This window comes from Methyloglobulus sp., assembly GCF_964779595.1.
On sequence record NZ_CBAROL010000010.1, the window covers coordinates 54,411 to 78,018 of the forward strand.

A 23,608-nucleotide genomic window follows, 5' to 3' on the forward strand; every position below is an offset into this window, starting at 1 on the left:
ATGCGGGTCTCCAGGCTATATGTTGATTTGCCACTTGCACTGAACGAGCAGGTCGAACTGGATGATGACAGCGGGCATTATGTGAGGACAGTACTGCGGCTAAAAAAAGACGATGCGGTTATCCTGTTTAACGGCAATGGCGGAGAATATGTGTGCGTACTTGGCGAAGTCAGCCGAAAAACTGTGCTGGTTGCGGTTAAATCCTGGAATGACCGTAGCGTAGAGTCGCCATTGTCAGTTACCTTAGGGTTGGGGATTTCCCGTGGTGACCGCATGGATTTATCGGTACAAAAAGCCGTGGAATTGGGCGTTAACCAGATTACACCGCTAATAACGGAACGCTGTGTCGTGCAGTTCAAGGGCGAAAAAAAACTGCAACGCTCATTACATTGGCAGAAAATCGCCCAACATGCGGCGGAACAAAGCGGCAGGACTGTGTTACCTGAATTAACAGAGATAACGACTTTGCAAAACTGGGTAAGCAATCAACAAGGTTTAAAAGTGTTTCTTGATCCTTACGCAGAAAAGTCATTGGCAGAGTTACAACCTGATGATATGAAAGTGACTTTATTAACTGGGCCTGAAGGCGGCTTTAGCGACCAGGAACGTAACACGGCCAAAACGGCAGGATTTATCCCAGTGCGCTTAGGAAGCCGGATATTAAGGACGGAAACTGCCGCCATCGCCGCCTTGGCCGCCGTGCAGATGTTATGGGGGGATTTTGGTGTCACAGGACAGGGGACTGAAGACAGATGACAGAAAAATCCGCTACAGCCTTCAGTCCTCAGCCCTCAGTACTTAGTCTTCTGTACGCTAGTGTGCCGCTGTTGGTATTGTTAACTGCCACTTTCCTTGCCTGCATCCTGGCTTATTTTATGGTGTCGATATGGGATGACGGACTGTCGTTTCGGACTATCATCAGGAAATCTACCCAGTTATTTTTGGTGTTGAGCATTTTCCCAGCGATGCACTATCTGGGCTTAAGCAAATTTGATCTGGGTTTTTCGGTGAGACCTGTGTTTATAAAACAGTTATTGCAAGGAGTGGGTTTGGGTTTTATCACCTTGATGCCTGTTTTTATCGCACTTTACCTGCTTGGCGTAAATATTATTGATGAGTCCCAGCCCTGGACACTCTTCTGGGTAAGCAAAAAACTGGGTATTGAATTATCGCTCGCGCTGCTCATTTCATTGTTTGAAGAACCTGTTTTCAGGGGAATTTTACTGACAGGGTTAAACAAGAAAATGTCCGTCCGGGCGGCGATTTTAATCAGCGCATTTTATTACGCCATCCTGCATTTCTTGGACAGCAAAACCCAAATCCCTACTCAAGAACTTAATTTGTTCAGCGGTTTTACGTTGCTGGGAGAAGCCTTTACGCATTTGCTAAACCCCGAAATCCTGTCGGCATTTTTTGCCTTATTTGCAGTTGGCGTGTTCTTGGGTGTGCTAAGAACCCAGGTGAAAGTCAGTTTAGGGCTATGTATAGGCTGCCATGCCTGTTGGGTGTGGCAGATTAAATTAAGCAAAAGTCTATTCAACATCAATCCCAACTCTGATTATCTCTATTTGGTCAGCAGCTACGATGGCGTTATCGGGCCGTTGGTGACAATATGGTTAACTTTGGCGATTGTTGGTTATTTCTTATACCAACGGCTAAATGACCGAAAATATTAGTGGCACACTTTAAGGCTTATGTTAAACTTTTTTAACAGAGTTAAACTATATTCAAAGAGTTAAACATGCAAACCATGAATGTCCTGAACAAAGGTCAAATTGTTATCCCAGCAGAAATACGCCACCGTTATGGGATCAAGCCCGGTATGCCGCTTGAGATTCGTGAAGTCGGAGATCACCTTGAGTTATACCTATTACCTTCTGATCCTATTTTAGCTTTTCGGGGTTCTTTGAAAACAACTGATTCTTTGGCAAATCAGATGATTGAAGAACATCGCAATGAAGTTGCCCAAGATGGCAGAGGTTAAACAGGTTTACGTATTGGATGCCTGCGCTCTCTTACGGTTGGCACAGGATGAGCCTGGAGCAGAACGTGTTGCCGAGATTTTAGCTGGTGCAGCCAGTGGCGATGCGCGGGTATTGCTGCATCAAATCAATCTCGGCGAAGTGGTTTACCGTATCGGCAAACAATTTGGCTGGACAGTTGCTGAACGTAAACGCGGTGAAATATCCTTGTTACCCATTGAAATTATTGCCTTTACCGAAGAAATATTTTGGCAAGCGGTAAAGCTGAAAGCGACTTATCCCATGTCTTACGCCGATTGCTTTGCCGCAGCCTTGGCTATCAAAGAGCAAGCGGTTTTACTGGCCAGCGACCCCGAATTTGAGGTTTTAGGTGCAGATGTTATTCGAATGGTGGTTTAAGGCTAAGGCGCGAGCTAGCATTACCTTTAACATCAGCTAAACCAACGAATAGACTAACGCATTGTTCAATTCAACAAGCACTCATAATTTTGGTAGTGGGTTAAACCTGTGACTTGATATTTTGGAGTGACAAACCTAGGTTTGTCACTCCAAAATACACGCGACTCACAGGCATGAAGCCGATGAGGTCATTAAAAAATACAGGATTAACCCACTACCCATAATTTTTATCTGATAGAAAAAAAGCGATAAAAAATCGGCTGAGGAAACTTCATATCTGAGGTATTATAACTGCCTGTTTTCCAACGGGTACTTTCTGTGGTTTTGTAAGTCCCCCTAATTTTAATCACAACAACGGTAAACTCATGACACAAGATGAACTAAAACAAAAAGTGGCGCAAGCGGCATTGAAATATATCAAAGATGTGCCTGTTATTGGTGTAGGCACAGGTTCTACAGTAAAGTATTTCATCAACTATCTGGCGGATATGAAGGGCGACATTGAAGGTACGGTATCCAGCTCCGAGGCAACTACGTTATTGTTGAAGCAGGCTGGAATTCCCGTGCTGGATTTGAATTCCGTGGGTACGATTGAGGTTTATGTCGATGGTGCTGATGAAATCACGCCGCATAAGCAATTGATTAAAGGCGGCGGCGCGGCGCTGACGCGGGAAAAAATTATAGCCGCAGCCAGTAAAAAGTTTGTGTGTATCGCAGATGGTTCTAAGCGTGTCGACGTGTTGGGAAAGTTTCCGCTGCCAATTGAGGTAATTCCGATGGCGCGTAGCTACGTGGCGCGGGAAATGGTTAAATTAGGTGGTCAGCCCGTGTGGCGAGAAGGTTGTATCACCGACAACGGCAATCAGATTATTGATGTCCATAACCTGAATATTATGGAGCCTATCAAAATGGAACAAGCCATCAACAACATCACTGGCGTGGTGGCTGTGGGTATTTTTGCCATGCGCCCTGCGGATATTTGCTTGGTTAGCGATGGCGAGAATATTGTGACGTTTTAATAGCCCAAAAATAACAGTTCCGTAGACTGGGCAAACGGCTTTATTTTTTGCCCACCATTTTCCATTAAATTAATGGTGGGTGTCCGTAGGTTGAGTTCGAGCTTGGCGGAAACCCAGCTACCATTCCCGTGTTGTCCACCAATCCGTTTTTTTCCTTGGTTTTGATGGATCGTAGTAGATTCCACTCAGCTTTCTTTTGAACTCATCGGTCACAATCCTGGCATCTTGTTTTGTTTTAACTACGCGAGGCGTAATTAATACGACTAATTCCGTTTTATTTTCGCTCTTGGAAGTACCGCCAAATAAAGAACCTATGAAAGGTATTTCATGTAAAAAAGGTATTCCATTTTTAGTTCTCGAATTCTGGTCTCTAATTAACCCACCCAAGACTAGGGTTTCTTCACTTTGCACAGCAACAGAACTCTTAATTTCTCTGGATAAAATAGTAGGATTGTTGCCAGCAGTACGATTATTAGCGTCTACGTCCTCAACAGTTTGTTCTATATCCATAATAACCATACCATTAGCGTTTACCCGTGGAGTAACGGTTAACGTTAATCCGGTTTTACGCTGCGAATTTTGATTAAGAATATTACTGTTGTTGGTTGGATTTCCTGTGTCGGGATTGGCAAGATTACCGATGGATCCGGTATTTAGGGAGATTTCATCACCGACATGTATGGTCGCCTCTTGATTATTTAAAACCATTAGGGAAGGTGACGAAATAACATTGATATTATTTAAGTCAGATTGTGCATCTAATAACGCTTTTATGGAACCCGAACTATAAACAGTACTCAATCCTCCTGTGGCGGCGGCAGCGGCAGCGGCAGCGGCAGTTCCTAAAGCGGCGGAACCGGCTTTATTGCTCCCAATAGAATCATTACCTGGGCCATTTTTTAGATACCAAGATATACCATACTTCAACTGATCTGACAGGGTTACTGATACTATTGTTGCATCTATTAGAACTTGCAACGGCATAATATCCAATTGCTTGATAACGGGGAGAATTTTGCCGTATTCCTGAGGAGTAGCAAGGATAATCAAGGAGTTATTGGCTATATCAGCGACAATTTTTACGTCGCTATCCCCTGATCCACCACCCGAACCGCTACCCGACGCTGAACTGCCAGTCGAACTTTTTTTACGTTTGACCGAGGTTTTACTGGTTTTTTGGCTGTTATTGCTGTCAAAAGAATCTTTATTACTGACTTCTGACGATTTTTTTCCGGCGGCCACTTTGGCGGATTTGTCCCGTGGTGACGCACCCGTAAAAATTTCGTTGAGTGTACTTGCCAATTCTTCGGCATCCATGTGTTGTACCTTATACACATTGACACCACCACCCGCTTCGGTATTGGCTCTATCCAGTCGGTAAATCCAGTTTTCAATATCACGCAAGTAACTGGCTTGATGGGTAATCGCCAATACGGCATTCATGCGCTCAATAGGCAGAAAACGGAAAAACTCGCTATCTTCTTTGCCGGATGAAGTATTAAAAACGGTTTCCAGTTCTTCTATAACTTGCTCTGGTGCGACATTGTTGAGTGGAAACAGGGCAAAAGACCGTCCCCGTAACACGTCAATGTCAAACGTGCTAACCATGTCCATGACGCGTGCCAATTCGTCAGAGGTTCCTTGTACCACAATCGTATTTCGGGTGTTATCAATAGTAAGGATGGTTTTTTCATGTACTAAGGGTTTTAGAATGTCGGCTATTTCCTGCGCGGCAACATTACGTATAGGAATGACCCGCGATTGAAACCCGGTGCTGTCGCCAGCTATGGTGGAGCTGTACAAGGCATCTGATTTAGGTTCTATATGGTAGATTTTGCCGTCCTTGACCAAGGCGGCATTGTTCATACTCAAGACCATTTCCAAGGTAGGCAAGAGTTCAGTTTTACTGAGTGGTTCTGTCGTATTAAGGGTGACTTTGCCTGTTACTTTAGGGCTTATGATGTAGTTTTGCCCCAGGATGTCGCTTAAAATAACTTTAGCAACCTCGCCCAAATCAGCATCATCAAAATTCAGGCTGTAAGTGCCGGGTCCGCCGGTCTTGCTTCGTCTATGGGATTCGGTTCTGGGTGCAAATCGATCTCGTGACGGATACATTTCGATCTTCGACTTTAAGGCATCATTAACCGGCGTTTTGTTTTGCAGCTCTTGAAAAGCAACGCCGTCACCGAGATTGTCTGTTGCTTGCTCTTTGAGTACAGGCGTAAGCGGTATCTTTGCTGCTCGTTTTGGACCTAAAAGCTCACAGCTTGACAGCGTTAAGCCCAAGAGTACTAGGCATACAGGCTTGATAAGGTTACTGAAATTGTTCATTATCACTATTCTCGAAGTAGGGGTCACTGGATTCATCGGGGATAAGTTCATGTTCAATTACGGGTTCTGGTTCAGGTATTGGCTCAGGTTCGGGTTGCTGGTTGGGTTGCTGATTGGGTATCAAGGGTTGCCCGAGTTGATTGGGTACGGGCGGCGCAATCAGTGATCCAACAGCATTTTTTGCTGGATCTTTCGGTTTGGATTTTCTCAGCGGTAATTCCTTTTGCTTACCACCTTGGCTGACGATGACTTTATCCTTATGTATCTCGGTCAATTTCCAACCATCAATATCGTTATCTTTGGTGACTTTTCGGAAATTATCTTTAGGGACTTTCGTGGTCGTCCGACTAAATAAGGCGTACAAGGTATTCTTTTGGGTGTATACCCCATCTAGTGACCAGTTAAAGTTTTCTGTCGCTGTCGATACCGGTATCGGTGCAGTCGTAGGTTCATTAACGGGTTTTCTACCCTGGATGAATAAGGGACTAGTAACCAAGTCCATATAAGCAGATTCTGGCTGTTTGGTCAGTTCAATTGAAGGCAATTCTGCGACCAATTTATTTTTCTTATCAATGGCTTGCACAGATTCAAGTAAGCTATTTTGGGCATAAATGGCATATAGCCACTCGCACACAATCAGTAAACACAAGCCGGCGCAAATTGCGGCGAGGAACTTAATCAACTTGATGTTCATTGTGTCTGAGTCCTCATGAAACCAATGGCCTGAAAATTGATGTTCAGCCCATTGCTGGGTTCAATCTGACGAGTCATCCGATTGCGTACACTACGCATCGGTCTTATATCCAGTTGGTCGATAACAATCAGTGGCGTGGAGGTTTCGAGCTTATACAGCACAGCCCGTAACACTTCGATATTGCCAGTCATCCTGACACTGACGGTAATACGGCTAAATTTATCCTTGGTATTGGGCGGAAGTACTTGGGTGCTGCTCAACTGTCCGCCTGCTTGCACAATAGCTTGTTTGATAAACTCCTGCATTTGTGCGGAGGCGAGGGCGCTAGTACCCTGATTATTAAAATAACCTTGTTCTTCATGCTGTTGTTTTATGGCTGAAATATTACCGACTATGGCATCTTTTCCAGCCAGTATTTGCTCATATTTTTTTAGGGTAAACGCTAGGTTATCTTTGGTTTCATGCAGCTCCAAGCCTTTGCTGATGATAGGTACGATAATAATTAAACCCACTAGCAGTACGACGAACGCCAGAAGACCAACAGCCAGCCAACGCTGCGCTTGTGGATTATTGCTCAGTTCCATCGTTACCTCCTGGCTTGGTAATATCACCAGCTTTAGTAATATCAACGGTAATCTGAAAGCGTTCCAGCTTGGTGACATTGTCGCGGGTAACGGGCGATACAAACTTGGCGTTGGCAAACACATCGGAGGCTTCCAACACCGAAATCAGTGTTGAAGCGGCGGGGGATTCACCTTGCACTTGCAGTTGACCGCTTGCATACTGCCCATAAGCCAGCCAGGTATCGTCTTTTATCAGTTTGCTCAGGGTGTCCAGTACGGCTACAACCGGCGGTTTTTCGGTTTTTTTGTCGATCAATTGCTGAGTTTCGTCTACTAATGCATCAACTTCAGCTTGTAAGGCTTTGATACTTTTAGCTTCTTTTTCAATAGCATGAATTTTTTCTTGCAGCGCGTTAACGGAACGCGATTCAAACCAGACCGGTAATGCCAGCGCGACCACAAATAGCAATGCGACCAAGCCTGCTAAAGCAGCATTAATCATCTGCGCCGTCTTGTCGGTTTTCTCTCGCAACCATTCGGGTAACAGATTGTAAGGCTCTTCGCTTTGGTCAAGAACGTTAGCGAAATCCTCGTAATCCACAAATTTCGGCACCATACCGAATGTTTTGAGGTCTCTGTAAAAAGTATCCAACACCTCTCTGGCAGTAAGGATCAACATAACCCTGAGTTGTCCGTGTTCGTTGGTTACATCCAGGGCTTTAACGGCATAATAAGCATGTTCGGCACTAAATGGCGAATACCGTGATAGTTCGTAAGTTACTACCTGGAGCAGGTTTTCCTTGGCAGCAGCAGGCAGGGAAAGTTCTTTTTGAATAGCGTATTTTCTGGTTAAGCGGAAAATCAGATCCGCTTTTTGCAAACGTTCGTCGTTAGCCAACAGTTCGTGGTATTTTGCTATTCCGGTTTCGTCCCGATCAAATGTTGCAAGCGGCTCATCCCGCCAGTCAAACCAGTAGCTCAAGATAAACTGATTTCCTTCAGGGCGCACAATAATCGTGCCATGTTGGTCACTTATAAGCTGTTTAATCCTGTCTGGGATTAAAAAACTCAGTTCACGTTTCCACCAGCGGAAGAATTTTTTAAAATCCAGCTCAATCGCTGAGTTCAGATTCGGCATATTGTTTAACTAATAATTCACTCATTTCATCGGTAAATAATGATTCTTCATTGCCAGGATTACGCTGCCACTTTAAAACTTTAAACGGTTCTGACTGAGTGGCATCAGACGATTCTAATTGGTTAGCACTATTCGATTGCATTACGGTAGCAGTGACTAAAGCGCTGGTTTCATCTGCCATTTTCGCTTCAGAAACGATTGTTACCGTCTCATTGCCACCCGCTCCACCACCGCCAGTCAGGCTTGCGGTAAATTCCGGCGTTGGCAGATCGTTTTTCGCACTCTCAAGTCTAGTTGCAAGATAAGTTTCTATCAAGCCAGTATCCAAACTTGGCAAGATATTCAAGACTTTAGCTGAGGCAACTTTAAGGTTAACCTGAGCTTGTCCTGAGTAAACAGTGATGATGGGTTCAAGCCAATTGAACACACGTTCATCCATTCCTAAAAGCATTTGTAGCTCTTCCACCGTTTGAAAAGGCTTGTTGCGCGGTTGATATTTTAATCCCGCATCCTGGTATTCCTTTTTTTCTGCACCATCTATATTCACCAAGTCGTCTTGGTCACGCCAATCAAGAATTGCGCCGATCAGCTTGGCTTGCTGGTCTTCCTCGGCGGGAGCTTGCGCCATTAGACCTTGTAACAAGGGCAGTCCGGCTTTATTAATATCTATTTTACCTGCTTCTGACAGCAGTCGTAGCCGGATTTGGGTGCTGCCAAAATCCACTTGGTAAAGGTTGCCATCGGCTCGCCAGCGCTTGTTCTGTTCGGGATGCAGCAACATCATCTCGGCGACCGCAATTCCCGCTTCTGCCGCAGCTATTGCCCCAGCATTGTCTTTAATGCCGGCGACAATGGTTGATTCTCGGCGCATAGTCAGGGCAAAGCTGCCTGCCATGATGGTTAACAAGCTTAATACCCATAAAACAAGCACTAAGGCGAAGCCATTGGGCGTGGATTTTACCTGAGAATAGGGGTTTTTCCTATCCATAGGCTGTTGTGGAGGTAATAAGCGCATTCTTACTGATCTTCAATGATAGATTCCTCGGCATTTTGGTCTGCATCGTCCAGTGTTTGGTCATCAGAATCAGAAGGTAAGCCCTTGGATTTTAATTCAACAATTATTTCCGGCCAGAAGTTGCCATCATCACGCTCAATCTTGATTTTTACCAAACGGGGTAGCACATTCTGCTCCAGCCAATCTTCCTGCCAGACACCTTCAGTTTGGGATTCGTCTAAAGCATAATAGCTGAGTGAAAAACGGCTGACGTGTCGGAGCAAGATCACTTCTTCCTTGCGCCATTCTTCGCCTTCTGCTGACGGGAAAAAGGGTCTTATTGAGACTTGAATAAGCTGCTCCTTGCCTTCATTGATTAAGTTAAGCGAAAAAAGTTGTAAACCTGATTTTTTGGCACTGGCTGGAAACGATGATACAAACTGTAATTCCTGGTTTTTGCCCTGAAAAGCAAATACTTCGTTGCCGTCGGTAAAATCATCCCACAACGGTTTTGCTGTGCTGATGTGGTGTTGAAAAAATTGATAGACGACCGCTATTTCATTAACTTGGGTGATTTTGTCTTCACCTTTTTGCCAGCTATCCGCGCATATTTTCATGCTGGTGAACAGTAAAACGACCATGATACCGAGCAAGGTCATGGCGATGAGGACTTCAATCAGGGTAAAACCCGCACTGGCTTTACGATGTGCCATTACTTTTCCCTGCCAGTTTTAAGGTGGTTAACTTAACTTGGCGGTCATCGCTCTCGCCATCGCCCCAGTTTACCGTCACATTGATTTTATAAAGTTCTGCGGCTGCATTTTTTGGGTCAATGCCTTCGCCGCTCAGGAGAAAGGGACTGATAGTCAGCGACCAATGATATTTTTCATTTTCATCACCGTTACTTTGATGGTCTTTTAACGGTATTTCCGATCCGGTTTTAGCGATTAGCGATTCTGCGATTTGCACAGCAATCGTATAATCCTCAGCGACCATTGCCGTATTTACACCGCCCGAAAATATTTTTAGCAGGATGCCTAAGGAGACTGCCAATATAGAAAAAGCAATCAGAATTTCCAGCAGCGAAAAGCCTTGTTGCTTGTTTAGCTTACTTGTCTTCAAGTTCGATCTGCCCAGTTAACCAATTAATGTCAATTTGCCAGATGGCTGAATTCATTTCCAGTTTGATCCTGCCACCACTGGATGAGCCATCGGGGAAAAATCGGATACTTGCCAAGCCTTTTCCGGTCAGTTCTTCTTGTGCCGTAACGACGGTAAGGGCGATGGTGTCAGGGATGGTGTACACCTTATCCCGATCACTAACGGTGTAGGTGTTCTCGTTAAGATCAAGTGCTACTGTCGTCTCTGCATGAGAAATGAGTGCTTGTCCTTTGGCAAAACGCAAGGCAGATACCATATCCCTGGCAGCAGACTGGAGCTTTGTTGCATCATTTCCAGAGGAAATATTGAGTCCTATAGCGGCAAACCCTAAAATAACAATAAACAGCACTAACATTATTTCCAGCAAGGTGAAACCTTTGCTGGAACTAACTGCAATAAAGCCGGAACGCTGGATTTTTGTTGAGCTGTGTTTAATATCAGCCTCGGAGTAGTGCAGGTTCTTGGGATAACACACTATTGCGCCTTTTCGTAAGCTGATGGGTTGGATTTGAAGGCATTGCATCATTAGCTTTGGAGATTTCATTCACCACGAAGAATATGAAAAAGCAATAGAAAAGCTTCGTGTCCTTCGTGGTGAATGAAAATTCCGTAAACCTTTTGTGCAGAATAGCTATTATTCCCAGCTATTTAAGTCTTTATCCTCGCCCTCGCCGCCTTCTTTGCCGTCCGCACCCAGTGAAGAGACATCAAACTTGCCATGTTCGCCGGGCGACGTATATTTGTATTCCTGTTGCCAAGGATCAAGCGGCACTTTGGATTTCCGTAAATACGGGCCATTCCAGCGTTGTATGTCGCCTGGGTTTTCAATTAAGGCATTTAGGCCTTGTTCCGAAGTGGGGTAGCCGCCGACATCAAGCTTATACATGTCTAAGGTTTGGGCAAGATCTTCGATTTGCACTTTAGCCGCTTTGACTTTGGATTCGCCCATGTGTTTCATGACTTGTGGGCCTACCAAGCCAGCCAGCATGGCGATAATGCCCAATACGACGAGTAATTCCAGTAAGGTAAAGCCTGTTTGTCTACGGTGTTTGTGTTGTTTCATAATGTTTTCCGTTAAAAAGCCAAATCGTTAACGCTCAATATCGCCAGCAAGATTGATACGATTATGCCAGCAATCATAAGTCCTAAAGTGATGATTAAAGCGGGTTCTAGCAGTGCCAGCATCCGTGCAATGGACACCCGTAGTTGTTTGTCATAAATCGTGGCGACACGCAGCAACATTTCTTCCAGGCGACCGGTTTCTTCGCCCATTTTTATCATTTGCATCGCCATTTTGGGGAAAATTCCCTTCTCGTGCAATGCGTCGTACAGGTGTTTGCCTTGTTTTAATTGCATCTCGGCATCTTGTATGGCATCCGCCAATACCAGATTGTCCACCGTTTCACGCACGATAACCATAGCTGACAGTATGGAAACGCCATTGCCCAATAAAGTTCCCAGCGTTCTGCTGACATTTGCGGTCTCCTTATGCAAGATGATGGTGCCAGCCAAGGGGAGCTTCAAAAAAATGCCATCCCATTTTTTTTTTCGGATAGGGTCTGCCATCTGAAATTTCATGTAGCTGGACGCGAAAATGACCGCGCCAATCAAGATCCACCAGTATTTCTGTAACCATTCCGCCAGCCCGACCACGATTTGCGTCGATACGGGCAAAGCCTTGCCTGCACTTTCAAACATTTCCGTGAATTGCGGCACCACGAAGGTCAGCATCACAAATAAGGAAGCCAGCGACATCACCAATAAGATTGCCGGATAGATTAAGGCCGTGCTGACGGTGTCTTTTAATTCCTGCGAGCGTTCGAGGTATTCTGACAAACGCGCCAGCACCTCACCTAAATTGCCGCCCGCTTCACCCGCACGTAGCATGTTCAGGTAGAACTTGGAGAAAATTCCGGTTTGCCGCTCTAAAGCATCTGCCAGCGATGAACCGCCTTTGACTTTTTCCAGCACTTTGCTGATGAGTTTGCTGAGGCGTTCATTCTCGTCCGTGAGGTCGATCAAAACCGATAAGGATTTGTCCAAAGGCAAGCCCGATTCCAGTAAAGTCGCCAGTTCGCTCGTGAACAGGCCGATGTCTTTTTGCGACAACTTGTTTTGTTTTCCGCCCAGCCCCAGCCCTAAAAAAGATCGGCTGGTGGCTGGTGTTATGCTTATTGGTATATAACCTTCTGATTGTAAAGATTTTATCAAAGATTGTTCGTCGGACGCATCACGGATGTTTTCTTCGGTTTCACCTGTGCTGCTGATGGCTTTGTATTTGAACAATGGCATTTAAGGTTTCCGTTTAGGCTTCCGAAGTCACGCGCATGACTTCTTCTATCGTGGTAGTGCCTTGGATTGCTTTAGTCAGCCCATTCTCAAACATGGTCGTCATGCCTTCCTCAACGGCAAGTTTTTGGATAGCTCCAGCTTCCTCGTGAGCCATGATTAATTTACGGATGGGGTCGGTCATTTGCAGGAATTCGATAATCGCCATACGTCCACGATAACCCATGCCGCCACAAGATGAGCAGCCCACGGGCTTATATAAGGTAATGTCGCCATCAGGAACAAAGCGGCGCAATCGCAATTCCTTAATCAGCTCAGGCGATGCCTGATGGGGTTTTTTACAATCGGGGCAAAGTTTTCGTACCAGACGTTGCGCCAATATGCCGTTTACGGTGGAGGTAAGCAGGTATTCTTCCAGCCCCATATCCAGCAAACGGGTGACACCGCCAGCGGCATCATTGGTATGTAGGGTTGATAGCACCAAATGTCCGGTAAGTGCTGATTGCACGGCGATCCGAGCCGTTTCCAAATCGCGCATTTCACCAATCATGATGACATCGGGATCTTGGCGGACGATGGAACGTAAAGCCGAGGCAAAGGTCAGACCAATCTGTGGTTTGGCTTGGATCTGGTTAACCCCTTCCATTTGGTATTCCACCGGATCTTCGACGGTGATAATTTTCCGTTCTGAGGTATTAAGCTGCTTTAAAGCCGCATACATGGTGGTGGATTTACCGCTACCCGTCGGGCCCGTAATCAGGATAATGCCATGTGGTTGCGACAGCACTTCGATAAACTGTTGCAAATGCCGTCCCTGAAAACCCAGGGCAGCGAAATCAAAGACGGTATTTTCCTTATCGAGCAGACGGATAACCACACTTTCGCCGTACATGGTGGGTATCGTTGAAACCCGCAAATCCAGTTCTTTACCGAGCATTTGCACTTTGATACGACCATCTTGTGGCAAGCGCCGTTCGGCAATGTTTAGCTTTGCCATGATTTTGATACGCGAGATAACGGCGGCAGTGGATTTAACCGAAGGCGCATCAATCTCCTTTAATACGCCATCTACGCGCAAACGAACCTTCAATGATTGTTCAAAAGGCTCAATGTGGATGTCCGAGGCACGTGTTTCTATCGCCCGCTGCATAATCAGGTTAACCATCTTGATAACGGGGGCTTCACTCGCCAGGTCTTTCAGGTGTTCCAGGTCTTCCTCGCCGATGTCGTCCACATTCAGGTCGTCGATGGTTTTATCCATTGCCGAACGGCCTTCACCGTATTGGACTTCCAGCGCAGCATCTATTTCCGATAGCAAACCCACTTTGGCGACGATATTTTTTCCTGTTACTAGCTTTAGTGCATCAACAACGAATTCATCTTCGGGATCCATCATGGCAACCGTAATGGTTTGCTCATCATGGCTCAAACCAATAATGTGATATTGCTTGAGAAAGCGTAAAGACACACTTTCAGGCAGTTGTGCTTCCAGTGGATATTGCCCTGGCGTAACTTTCTCAAACTGACCTGCTTCAACAAATGCATCGGCGACATCTAGTTCTGAACATAAGCCTAGCTTTACCAGTAATTGCGGCAGGCTTTCTGCCACGGAGGTTTTTTGTACCCGTTCGACTTTCTTCAATTCCGAAGCGGATAACTTTTCCCGTTGTTTAAGAATGCCGAGCAAAATCTGATAAGGTTGAGCTTGTTGTGTCATGTAAGTTTTTGTTTTTTAGTGTGTTGTGTGTTAGTTAACAAGCATTTTGCTAGTTCAATAATGTCGTGTTCGTCTATGTCTCTTATCGAGTAATCCTGCTTGTTGAGCTTGTAAGGATTAACGATTGAGTGGGACTTTATTACCTTATTAATATCTGTTTGATAAACCCTGCTTACAGGGGTTGGACCAAAAATGGTAATGGAAGGCTTGTTTAAGCCCCAAGCGATATGGGTTGGTCCCGTATCATTCCCTATCACTAAATCTGCTTTGGCGACCACCGCCTTCAAATCATTCAAATCCAGTTTTGGCAGCACTTTAATATTAGCACATTGCTTGGACATCCATTCCGCTTTGGCCTTTTCTTCTTCATTGCCCCATAGTGTGAGGCAGTTTGCAGATAAATTCTGTGAAATAGTTACAAATTTTTCAATTGGGTAATTTCTACTTTCCCAGGTTGAGCCAATAGCGAAAATAATTGTGTTGCGGTTTTTGGGGAAAAACGTATCAAGTTGGGGATTTGCATTATTTACATATAAAAAAGGTTTTTTGCTTAGAATTTCTTTATGAGTAATGCTAAAACCGAGTGGTTTTGATAATACCAACGCATTCCGGTCGATGGTGTTTGCATGATAAGCACAAGAAACTTTGACATCATAAAACCAGGCTGCGGCTTTTTCCCGGATGGAATCCGCATTGAATCCCGCCACTTTTTTGCCGAGTAATCGGGCAGTAACAGCCGATTTAATCAAACCTTGGGCATCAATCACCAAGTCATAATTATTTTTTGCATAGTGCCTAAGTTTTTTTAGTTCCTGAAAAATCGCCCGTTTATTGCTTTTTAAGGCTTTGAGATTGACTGTAAGTATTTGTGTAATATCATGATTGTGCTGCAAAATTCCCGCAAATCGTTCCTCTACAATCCAGTCAATCTGGATGTCAGGTGCATGTTGCTTGATGAATTGCAACGCAATCATGGCGTGAATAATGTCCCCCAATGCGGAAAGTTTGACGATGGCGATACGCATAGAGAGTGTTAATCGCCAATTAGTTCAAGAATTCGTTCGGGTGTTATGCCAGTCAGGCATTGGGTGTGTTCTGGGTGTCCGACGGGATATAACGGGCAAACGCGTTGCCGACAAGGCGAGCAGGGGAGGTTTAAAGTGACGGTTTGGGCTTTTTTGCACAGTGGCGGTGCAAATTCGGGTGGTGTTGAGCCATAAATGGCGATGACGGTTTTATCCAAAGCAGCCGCCAAGTGCATTAAACCTGAATCATTGGCAACAACGGTGTGGGCTAAAGACATCAAGTCAATGGCTTCAGTTAATGACGTTTGCCCGATAAAATCTCGGCATTGCTGGTTTGTAAGCGTACTTATTGCGTTTGCTAAGACCTTATCTTTTTCCGAACCCAATAGCCAAACTTGCCAGCCTTGCTCCATTTTTGCATTGGCGATTTGGGCAAAATAAGCTGCCGGCCAGCGTTTGGATGGCCCATATTCTGCGCCTGGACATAAGACGAGAATCTTTTCGGTTGATGTTAAACTAAATTTCTCTATGACAGCAGCTTGACCGGATTTATTGGCAGGAAGGCTAGGTGGTTGATAATCAGGCGGCTGTGGGGCAACTGGGGGCAGACCTAAAGCAACAAAACGTTGCACAGTCATCGTAAGTGCAGATTTATTGAGCTTTCTTGCGTCATTGAGCAGTCCCCAACGGCATTCACCCAAGAATCCGGTGCGGTGAGGAACGGCAGCAAAAAATGGAATGAGCGCGGATTTCCAGGAGTTTGGCAGGACGATAGCCTGGTCATAATTTTCTGACCGTAATTGCCGACCAAGTTTGATGCGAGTCATCAAACCAAACTGCCCGTGCTGCAAAGGCATGATGATTGCCTTTGCAACTTCGGGCATTCTGTCCAGCAAAGGTAAAGACCAAGCCGGAGCCAACACGTCAATTAGGCAGTTTGGATAGGTTTTTTTCAGTGATAGGAACAGGCTTTGCGCCATAACCATGTCGCCAACCCAAGATGGCCCTACAACTAGAATCCTCACCGTTTACAAGCAGAGATTACGCGACGTAAGTCAGCCATTCAGCGTGATCGGTTTTGCGCCCGTGTACGTAGTCGAAGTACAAAGCTTGCAGTTTTTCCGTGATAGGTCCGCGACCACCGTTACCTATCTTGCGGTTGTCATATTCACGGATCGGCGTGACTTCCGCCGCAGAACCGGTAAAAAATGCTTCGTCCGCTATGTAGACCTCATCTCTGGTAATACGCTTTACGATAACTTCCAGTCCTTGTTCAGCAGCAATCGTCATGAGAGTGTCGCGGGTAATGCCTTCCAATGCGGATGTCGTTTCCGGTGTGTACAGCTTGCCATTACGTACGATGAACAGGTTTTCTCCGCTGCCTTCCGCGCAGAAACCTTCGTGATCCAGCAACAAAGCTTCATCATAGCCAGTCGATAAGGCTTCCTGCAACGCCAGTATTGAATTGATGTAATTGCCATTAGCTTTGGCTTTGCACATCGTGCTGTTGACATGATTGCGGGTATAAGAAGACGTGCGGATACGGATGCCCTTTTCCATATTCTCTGCACCCAAGTACGCCCCCCACGTCCAGGCGGCAACCATAACATGGACTTTCAGGTTGTCAGCTCTCAGACCCATGCCTTCGGAACCATAAAAGCACATGGTACGGATGTACGCGCTATCCAAATTGTTCTTGGAAATAGCTTCGCGTTGCGCTTGGTTGATTTCATCCTTACTGAACGGCATGGGCATGTTCATGATATGGGCGGATCGGAACAGGCGGTCGGTATGTTCTTGCATTTTGAATATAGCCGTACCTTGTTCAGCATGATAAGCACGTAGACCTTCAAACACACCGCAACCGTAATGCAAGGTATGCGTCAATACATGGACTTTGGCATCCCGCCAGTTAACCCATTGCCCATCAAACCATATCAGGCCATCTCTATCGTCCATTGTGTTCATTGCATTACCAACCTTTGTATATATTTCAAAATTAATTCAATTAAGCTCTAAAGCTAAAGTTTTCAGCTAGAAAATTGGGGTACAAACCAAGGTTTGTACCCCTACTCTACAGAAAGCACCTGAAACCTTACGTTTTATGACCTATCAAAATTCCATGACCTTATGCCAAATGCTTTCGACCTGCTTTCTCAACCCATCCACTTCGATTTCATCAATAACGGTCTTATCGCCTTGTAATACTTGCTTATGTGTAATATCACGATAAGTGCAATAAGCGATTTTCAGGGTTTCCGCATCAATCGGGGAGATAAAGCCTTGTTCAGCTAAACCTTCAAACAGTCTGACATTGTCAGTATAAGTCGTTAATGTCGCCTGTTTTGTCGCATTCGCCAGAACTCCAAATTGTACTATAAACTCAATGTCTGCAATACCGCCTTTGCTTTGTTTTAAATCAAATTTGTTGGCTTCTTTAGTATCCAAGGTGGCACGCATTTTTTTCCGCATGTCGCGGACTTCGGTTTTCAGTAGTTTTTCATCCCGAACTAAGCTCAAAATTCTATGGCGAATAGCCTCATACCTCGTTTTTAAGCGCACATCGCCTGCAATAAAGCGGCCACGTACTAAGGCTTGATGTTCCCATGTCCACGCATTATTTTTTAGGTAGTCTTCATACGTGCCGATATGGGTGACCAATAAGCCCGAATCCCCGTTGGGGCGTAGACGCATATCGACTTCGTAAAGGATGCCGGACAGCATTTTGGTATCGAGAATGTGCCGGATCTTCAGTCCCAATCGCCCATAAAATTGCGAGCAGGACAGCGGTTTTTCACCCGATGTCATGGTATTGCCGTCAGGGCAATCGTACAAAAACACGAGGTCGAGATCAGACCCGTAGCCTAATTCGATACCGCCCAGCTTACCAAAGCCGATGACGGCAAAATTGATGTTGTCGTTGCTTGTGTCGGGCGGAAAGCCATGTTTTTCTGTCAGCATTAGCCAAGTCCGTTCAATGACATTCTCAACAATGCTTTCGGCAATGTAAGTCAAATAATCGCTGACGACCATGATGGGAATAACGTCCATAATATCGGCTGCCGCCACGCGCAACACATTGAGGTGTTTGAATTGACGCAACGCTATCATCACCGATTCCAAATCTTGGATGTCGATGGCAGCGAGCAATGCTTTAAGTTGTTGATTAAGATCGTCCCGTTTCAACGGCTCATACAAAGTGCGCGTATCCAGCAATTCATCGAACAAGACCGGATACAATGCCAGATAATCGCAAATCCAGTTGCTGGCAGATGCGAGTCGGATTAGCTGGTTTAGGGCATCGGGGTTCTCCGATAATAGGGCTAGATAGACATTCCTGCCCGCGACGGCTTCAAACAGCTTGACCAGCCGCATCAGAGTTTCATCAGGATTATCGACCAGTGGCGCCGATTCGATGAGTTGCGGCATCAGACGGTCAACGATGTTTGCGCCTTTCGTCGTCATGCGCCTTAAAGCGGTCGAGTTTTTGAAATCCTTGATCGCTTTCAAGGTTTCTTCGGTATGCTGAAAACCGTAGCTTTTTAAAAGTACCATCAGTTCGTCATCGTCAGCAACGCAAGACCAAATTTTCTGGCTCAGCTTATCCTTCTCATTTTGTTTTGATACGGCGAAAACTTGGTCAAAAACCCCATGGACTGCCTTTCTGACTCGATCCAACTCGGTTTTAAAGCTGTGCCAATCTTGAAAATCCAAGGAATAGGCGAGTATCAGCCGAGATGTTTCTGATGTCGGTAAATCGTGGGTTTGTCTGTCCTGATATTGCTGGATATGGTTTTCCACACGGCGCAAAAAGCGGTAAGACTGGCTGAGTTGTTCTGCATCCGTGTGCGTAAGTAAGTTTTTGTTATCCAATATCGCCAAAACATCCAGAATGCCACGCGTTTGCAAAGCTTTTTCATGACCGCCACGAATGAGCTGGAAAGCCTGCCCGATGAACTCAATCTCGCGGATGCCGCCCGGTCCCAGCTTGATATTCTCCATGCGATCCTTGCGCTTGAGTTCTTGGGTGATTTGCAGTTTTAACGAACGCAATTCTTCAAATGCGCCGTAATCGAGATAACGCCGATAGACAAACGGTTTCAGCATCGCCATAAGCTGAGCGCCTATCCTGAAATCACCCGCAACTTGCCGCGCCTTAATCATGGCATAGCGCTCCCACTCCCTGGCTTGGGTCAGGTAATAATTTTCCATTCCGTCGAAAGTCATGATGACCGCGCCGCTGTCACCAAAAGGGCGTAGGCGAATATCCGTCCGAAACACGAAACCGTCCACCGTAATGTCATCCAGCACCTTGACCAGCTTTTGGCACAGGCGGGTAAAAAACTCACCGTAGCTGGTGGACTTTCGGTCAGGCAATTCGCCATCCTCAGGATAAGCAAAAATCATGTCGATGTCCGAGGAATAATTTAATTCATAAGCCCCCAGTTTGCCCATACCCAGCACCACGATTTGCTGTGGACTACCATCGAGAAGTAACGGCGTGCCGCGCAGCTCACAGGCTTGCTGATAAAGAAAAGCCAACGCAGTTTGAACGCAGGCATCGGCAAGCTGCGATAAATCCATCAGCGTTTCTGCTAAATCCGCCCAGCCCGCCAAGTCCCGCCAAGCAATCCTGACCATTTCACGGCAGCGGAACTGGCGCAGTTTAGTCATTAATTCGGCTTCATCTGCGATTTCCAGGTTTGCCAGCTTGTTTTGATACGTTTGTTCGGTATACAGGCTGTCCAAGTCACCGGAATTGACCAGATCAACCAACAACTCAGGTTTGCGTGTACAGCTTTCGGCAACGAATTCGCTTGAACACCAGACTTTGGGTATGGACTGGATTAGTTTGTCGGTTGGGTGTAGAGCGAGATTATTTTGTTTGAGCAGAGTTATCCAATGTTCCAGGTTGGATTTGACTGGGGTTTGGAGTTCTGGGGGGAGGGTTTGGAGTTGTTTTTCTATACTATTGATAGTTAACATATTGACGGTGCTTATAATTAATAAACATGGCTATATACAAGTTGCAGGTTGTGCAGGATTTATTTCAGCCAACACTTTGAAATTTCTACAGGTTAGTTTGACTAACCTGTGCTTTGTATATAGCCATGTTAATAAATTGATCGTGTGCAATTGATTATAAGCTTATCGCTTCCGCGATGTTAATTGAATCGGGTTCTCGCACCTGAAGGCGAGATACCTTCTTTTGCTTCGCCAAGTCACATGGATGTGGTGAATGTGGTTGTGCAGGAACACAATCCACAAAAGAAAATATCCAAAGAAAAGGCATCCCGAATCCCGCTTGCTTCTTGCGTTCCTCAATTTTGATGGGGGTTGCCGGAAGGGACATCCTGTTCTCGGCAACGTGCGGATTCCTGCCGCACTTCCGCCATCCTTGGCGGTCGTCCATGCCGGATGACGCGTTATTTCTTATCCTTTTTCGCTGCCTTATCCCCACCATAAAGACTATACGCCCCAAACACCATTTGATGGGGGCGACCTAGTTTTTCTTTGGTGAAGTCGATAGCGATTTTCTCGTTTAACTTTTTGCCGTTCCAGTCGTAGGCTTTGAAGAACTGCTCGTTATCCTTGCCTTTCTTGTCCCAATTAGCCAGAAGTGAGGACGTATAGTAAATACGTTTGCCATCCCAGCTTGAAGATACCATGTTCACTTGTGCGCCGATTTTATGTTCGTACACTTGTTTAGGCTTGAACGGGTCGGTGATGTCAAACAAACGGGTCATGCCGTCCATGAAAGTGTTGACCCACAACAACTTGTCGTCGCTTGCGATAGAGATGTCCACAGGCAGTGGGATTTTAGCGGGTTCGCCGATGTCGGCTACGTCTTTGGCTTGCCATTCGCCAGCTTTGTCTTTGTGGATCAGCCAGATTTTTGAAGTCAATGCGGTGCTGGTAAAGCAATAATCGTGTTTTTCATCCCATGCACAACGGATTTCCAACGGTGCGCCGGGTACATCAAAGAGCTTTTTCGGTTGTTTGGTATGTAAATCCCATTGCACCACGGTATTACCAAAACGCTTCATGGCTTCAGGGTCGGCGAGCATTTTGCCGAAATCCATCATGTAGTTCGACCAGCCAGTGAATGATGACGTGAACATGACATTATGGCGGGGCATAACACGTAAATCGTAGCCGTAGCCATCGGCATATTTGCCAGTTTTAACTGCACCGCCCAAATCGCTGTCAGTTGGCATCCAATGAGTGTCTATATATTTGCCGTCATTGGTGTATTCGACTAATCCGGTGCGCCCACCGTTATCCTTGTTATTGGACAGGCCTGTCATAATCATTCGCCCAGGTAAGGCATAGGTGGTATGTGGGCCAACCACGCCGCCGCTTTTGGCGACAAAATCGGTAATGGTGTTGGTTAATGTTGGTTTTGCCGGATCGGTATGGATATCGAACACAAAAAGTTTGTTGGTATCCAGCCCACCCGCCCATAAATAATGGCGGTCGTCAGTCACTCCAGAGTGGTGGGCTTCATTCCGCCCACCAACCGAAAGGGCGTTGATGACTTTGCCATAAGTTTTGGACTTCGGTCTGGCATCAACCGTCACCAGTTTGTCTTGTTCGTCGCCCAAGCCGTCAACACCTAATGTCCAGATGTAGACAAAATCTTCTTGCCCGGTGATTTTTGGTGCATAAGGCGATAGGCAGGTTTCATCAGCAACAACCGGAATCGTGCTAATTCCAGCTAAGGCAATAGTGGATAAGGTCACGAAACATAATGTTTTTAGCTTGTTTGTTTGGGTATTCATAACTTCCTCTCGTGTTTGTAATTATTGGTTTAGGCTGTCTTAATTGGTGCTTTGATAATCCTCCTTTGGGAGTGGGTTAAACTTTCAATTCGATTGAAAGGCGGAGTGACAAACCTAGGTTTGTCACTCCAAAACACACGCGACTCGCGGGTATAAAGCCAACAAGCTCATCAAAAAATACAGGTTTACCCCACGTTCCCCTCCTTCGACAAGCACAGGACGAACGGGAATTTTTCGATCAATCCACGATTGTCAATGCGCCATTTTCCACTTTAAAAACTTCCGGTAGCGATTTAACGCAAACCCCTGCATGGCAGCAGGTATTGGGATTCCAGGTAACTTGCATGGCGCACCTCCGTGGGTGGTGATTAACTTTCCGCAGTAGTAGGATCAATAATGGTTTTGATCTGCGAAATCTTATTTGCCGGAAAACCGCCTTGTTCGGCATGGGATTTTACCGTGGCTACATCCGGCGCGATGTAAACGCAGTAGACCTTATCATCCGTCACATAGCTTTCCAGCCATTGGATTTTCGAACCCATGCTACTCAGGACACTGCAAGATTTTTGTGATATGCCTTGCAGTTGCTCGGCTGTTAACGCGCCAGCGCCAGGAATTTCACGTTCAATTAGGTATTTGGGCATAGCATCCTCCTAAGTTAAGAAACGACCAGTCGTCTTGAGTGTAACATTAACATCAAACGCTGAAATAATCATCCAGCAAATCGTGACAACATTGCTTTATTGGATCGGCAGATTGTTCTATTTTCATCCGTAACAATGCGCCTTGCCAGGTGTTGACCAATAAGTCAGCCATATCATCGGCAGATTTATCAATGCGAACTGTGCCTTCCATTTGCGCTTTTCTCAGCCCAGTTGCCAGTAATTCACGGTATTGATGAACGGCTAATCGCAAGGATTGTTGGCATAAATCGCTGGTATCACCGATTTCGCCCATCAAATTGCCCAGCAAACAGCCGCCTTTAAAGTTCGCTTGCTCCAATTCAACGATTAATTCATCGAAATAAGTTTTTAGTGCAGTCAATCCATCAAGTTTAGAGTTCTCAAGGTGGCTACCGAGCTGTTCAATAAAAGGCGCGATGTAATATTGAATAACCTCAGCAGCATAACTTTCCTTGCTAGGGAAATAGTTGTAAAAAGAGCCTTTTGGGATTTGCACCGCATCCAAAATTTCCTTGAGTCCTGTGCCATGATAACCCTGCTGCATCAGCAATTGCACACCTTGGGACAATAGATTTTCTTTATTTGTTTGCATTTTTAGAGTTACCATCATCTTATAATACGACCGGTTGTCTCAAATTGTCAAGGAAAATTATTTTTGCCTTTTAATTTTTATATCTATATGAAGAGACCTTTGCACAAACAGCAGAAACTCCGGCTGACTGGTCAAAAGCCGATTTTTTTGAATTGGCATTCACCTTAATGGGCGGTATTCGGCTGAAATACGCATTTATCTCGCCATTTTTCATAAACCCTTGGCTATTTTTCGCGGTT

At 45.6% G+C, this 23,608-nt stretch carries 25 protein-coding genes; 5 read left to right on the forward strand and 20 right to left on the reverse strand.

From position 1 onward, the window contains the following. The 5 genes from AC1YY3_RS05720 (at position 1) to rpiA (ending at position 3,400) form a co-directional block, all read left to right on the forward strand. Entirely contained in the window at positions 1-756 is a 756-nt protein-coding gene (locus AC1YY3_RS05720) for a 16S rRNA (uracil(1498)-N(3))-methyltransferase (protein ID WP_481823495.1), read from the forward strand. After that, a complete protein-coding gene (locus tag AC1YY3_RS05725) occupies positions 753-1,676 on the forward strand; it encodes a CPBP family intramembrane glutamic endopeptidase (RefSeq protein ID WP_481823496.1) in 924 nt (307 codons plus the stop codon). The genes AC1YY3_RS05720 and AC1YY3_RS05725 overlap by 4 nt, the downstream gene beginning before the upstream one ends. A gap of 65 nt (positions 1,677-1,741) precedes the next feature. After that, entirely contained in the window at positions 1,742-1,984 is a 243-nt protein-coding gene (locus AC1YY3_RS05730; RefSeq protein ID WP_481823497.1) for an AbrB/MazE/SpoVT family DNA-binding domain-containing protein, read from the forward strand. Then, positions 1,956-2,381 (forward strand): PIN domain-containing protein, encoded by a 426-nt coding sequence (locus AC1YY3_RS05735; protein WP_481823498.1) that lies wholly within the window; start codon positions 1,956-1,958, stop codon positions 2,379-2,381. The genes AC1YY3_RS05730 and AC1YY3_RS05735 overlap by 29 nt, the downstream gene beginning before the upstream one ends. Positions 2,382-2,746: 365 nt before the next feature. Then, entirely contained in the window at positions 2,747-3,400 is a 654-nt protein-coding gene (gene rpiA, locus AC1YY3_RS05740; protein WP_481823499.1) for a ribose-5-phosphate isomerase RpiA, read from the forward strand. Between the two features lie 117 nt (positions 3,401-3,517). Here rpiA and gspD read toward each other — a convergent pair whose 3' ends face one another. The 20 genes from gspD to AC1YY3_RS05840 all read right to left on the reverse strand — a co-directional run bounded on the left by gspD (position 3,518) and on the right by AC1YY3_RS05840 (position 23,369). Then, positions 3,518-5,731, reverse strand: a complete 2,214-nt coding sequence (gspD, locus tag AC1YY3_RS05745) for a type II secretion system secretin GspD (RefSeq protein ID WP_481823500.1) — start codon at positions 5,729-5,731, stop codon at positions 3,518-3,520. After that, positions 5,715-6,425, reverse strand: coding sequence for a hypothetical protein (locus tag AC1YY3_RS05750; RefSeq protein ID WP_481823501.1), 711 nt, complete (start codon positions 6,423-6,425; stop codon positions 5,715-5,717). The genes gspD and AC1YY3_RS05750 overlap by 17 nt, the downstream gene beginning before the upstream one ends. Then, the gene (gene gspM, locus AC1YY3_RS05755; RefSeq protein ID WP_481823502.1) at positions 6,422-7,009 is read right to left on the reverse strand and encodes a type II secretion system protein GspM; all 588 of its coding nucleotides are present in this window, start codon (positions 7,007-7,009) and stop codon (positions 6,422-6,424) included. Before gspM ends, AC1YY3_RS05750 begins: the two co-directional genes overlap by 4 nt. Continuing rightward, positions 6,993-8,126, reverse strand: a complete 1,134-nt coding sequence (locus AC1YY3_RS05760) for a PilN domain-containing protein (RefSeq protein ID WP_481823503.1) — start codon at positions 8,124-8,126, stop codon at positions 6,993-6,995. Before AC1YY3_RS05760 ends, gspM begins: the two co-directional genes overlap by 17 nt. Beyond that, a complete protein-coding gene (locus tag AC1YY3_RS05765) occupies positions 8,101-9,141 on the reverse strand; it encodes a type II secretion system minor pseudopilin (RefSeq protein WP_481823504.1) in 1,041 nt (346 codons plus the stop codon). The genes AC1YY3_RS05760 and AC1YY3_RS05765 overlap by 26 nt, the downstream gene beginning before the upstream one ends. A 2-nt stretch (positions 9,142-9,143) precedes the next feature. Next, on the reverse strand, positions 9,144-9,833 hold the full coding sequence (locus AC1YY3_RS05770; RefSeq protein ID WP_481823505.1) for a prepilin-type N-terminal cleavage/methylation domain-containing protein: 690 nt from the start codon (positions 9,831-9,833) through the stop codon (positions 9,144-9,146). Then, positions 9,820-10,242, reverse strand: a complete 423-nt coding sequence (locus AC1YY3_RS05775) for a type IV pilus modification PilV family protein (protein ID WP_481823506.1) — start codon at positions 10,240-10,242, stop codon at positions 9,820-9,822. Before AC1YY3_RS05775 ends, AC1YY3_RS05770 begins: the two co-directional genes overlap by 14 nt. After that, positions 10,229-10,807 (reverse strand): GspH/FimT family pseudopilin, encoded by a 579-nt coding sequence (locus AC1YY3_RS05780; protein WP_481823507.1) that lies wholly within the window; start codon positions 10,805-10,807, stop codon positions 10,229-10,231. Before AC1YY3_RS05780 ends, AC1YY3_RS05775 begins: the two co-directional genes overlap by 14 nt. 108 nt (positions 10,808-10,915) lie before the next feature. Further along, positions 10,916-11,344, reverse strand: coding sequence for a type II secretion system major pseudopilin GspG (gene gspG, locus AC1YY3_RS05785; RefSeq protein ID WP_481823508.1), 429 nt, complete (start codon positions 11,342-11,344; stop codon positions 10,916-10,918). Between the two features lie 11 nt (positions 11,345-11,355). After that, positions 11,356-12,573 (reverse strand): type II secretion system F family protein, encoded by a 1,218-nt coding sequence (locus AC1YY3_RS05790; protein ID WP_481823509.1) that lies wholly within the window; start codon positions 12,571-12,573, stop codon positions 11,356-11,358. A gap of 13 nt (positions 12,574-12,586) precedes the next feature. Beyond that, on the reverse strand, positions 12,587-14,287 hold the full coding sequence (gspE, locus tag AC1YY3_RS05795; protein ID WP_482194355.1) for a type II secretion system ATPase GspE: 1,701 nt from the start codon (positions 14,285-14,287) through the stop codon (positions 12,587-12,589). Then, positions 14,284-15,312 (reverse strand): lipopolysaccharide heptosyltransferase I, encoded by a 1,029-nt coding sequence (gene waaC, locus AC1YY3_RS05800; RefSeq protein WP_481823511.1) that lies wholly within the window; start codon positions 15,310-15,312, stop codon positions 14,284-14,286. The genes gspE and waaC overlap by 4 nt, the downstream gene beginning before the upstream one ends. Before the next feature lie 8 nt (positions 15,313-15,320). Further along, complete coding sequence (waaF, locus tag AC1YY3_RS05805) at positions 15,321-16,337, reverse strand: lipopolysaccharide heptosyltransferase II (RefSeq protein WP_481823512.1); 1,017 nt, start codon at positions 16,335-16,337, stop codon at positions 15,321-15,323. Positions 16,338-16,353: 16 nt separating this feature from the next. After that, on the reverse strand, positions 16,354-17,280 hold the full coding sequence (locus tag AC1YY3_RS05810) for a branched-chain amino acid transaminase (protein WP_481823513.1): 927 nt from the start codon (positions 17,278-17,280) through the stop codon (positions 16,354-16,356). Positions 17,281-17,424: 144 nt separating this feature from the next. Further along, entirely contained in the window at positions 17,425-20,298 is a 2,874-nt protein-coding gene (gene glnE / locus AC1YY3_RS05815) for a bifunctional [glutamate--ammonia ligase]-adenylyl-L-tyrosine phosphorylase/[glutamate--ammonia-ligase] adenylyltransferase (RefSeq protein WP_481823514.1), read from the reverse strand. Between the two features lie 154 nt (positions 20,299-20,452). Further along, the gene (locus tag AC1YY3_RS05820) at positions 20,453-20,725 is read right to left on the reverse strand and encodes a hypothetical protein (RefSeq protein ID WP_482194356.1); all 273 of its coding nucleotides are present in this window, start codon (positions 20,723-20,725) and stop codon (positions 20,453-20,455) included. Positions 20,726-20,738: 13 nt separating this feature from the next. After that, positions 20,739-22,094: a methanethiol oxidase gene (gene mtoX, locus AC1YY3_RS05825; protein ID WP_481823516.1), complete on the reverse strand. Its 1,356-nt coding sequence runs from the start codon at positions 22,092-22,094 to the stop codon at positions 20,739-20,741. A 238-nt stretch (positions 22,095-22,332) separates the two neighbouring features. Next, positions 22,333-22,440: a (4Fe-4S)-binding protein gene (locus AC1YY3_RS05830; RefSeq protein ID WP_481823517.1), complete on the reverse strand. Its 108-nt coding sequence runs from the start codon at positions 22,438-22,440 to the stop codon at positions 22,333-22,335. Positions 22,441-22,462: 22 nt separating this feature from the next. Then, complete coding sequence (locus tag AC1YY3_RS05835) at positions 22,463-22,738, reverse strand: DUF4242 domain-containing protein (RefSeq protein WP_481823518.1); 276 nt, start codon at positions 22,736-22,738, stop codon at positions 22,463-22,465. A 52-nt stretch (positions 22,739-22,790) separates the two neighbouring features. Beyond that, the gene (locus AC1YY3_RS05840; protein WP_481823519.1) at positions 22,791-23,369 is read right to left on the reverse strand and encodes a TetR/AcrR family transcriptional regulator; all 579 of its coding nucleotides are present in this window, start codon (positions 23,367-23,369) and stop codon (positions 22,791-22,793) included. Positions 23,370-23,608: the final 239 nt, after the last annotated feature.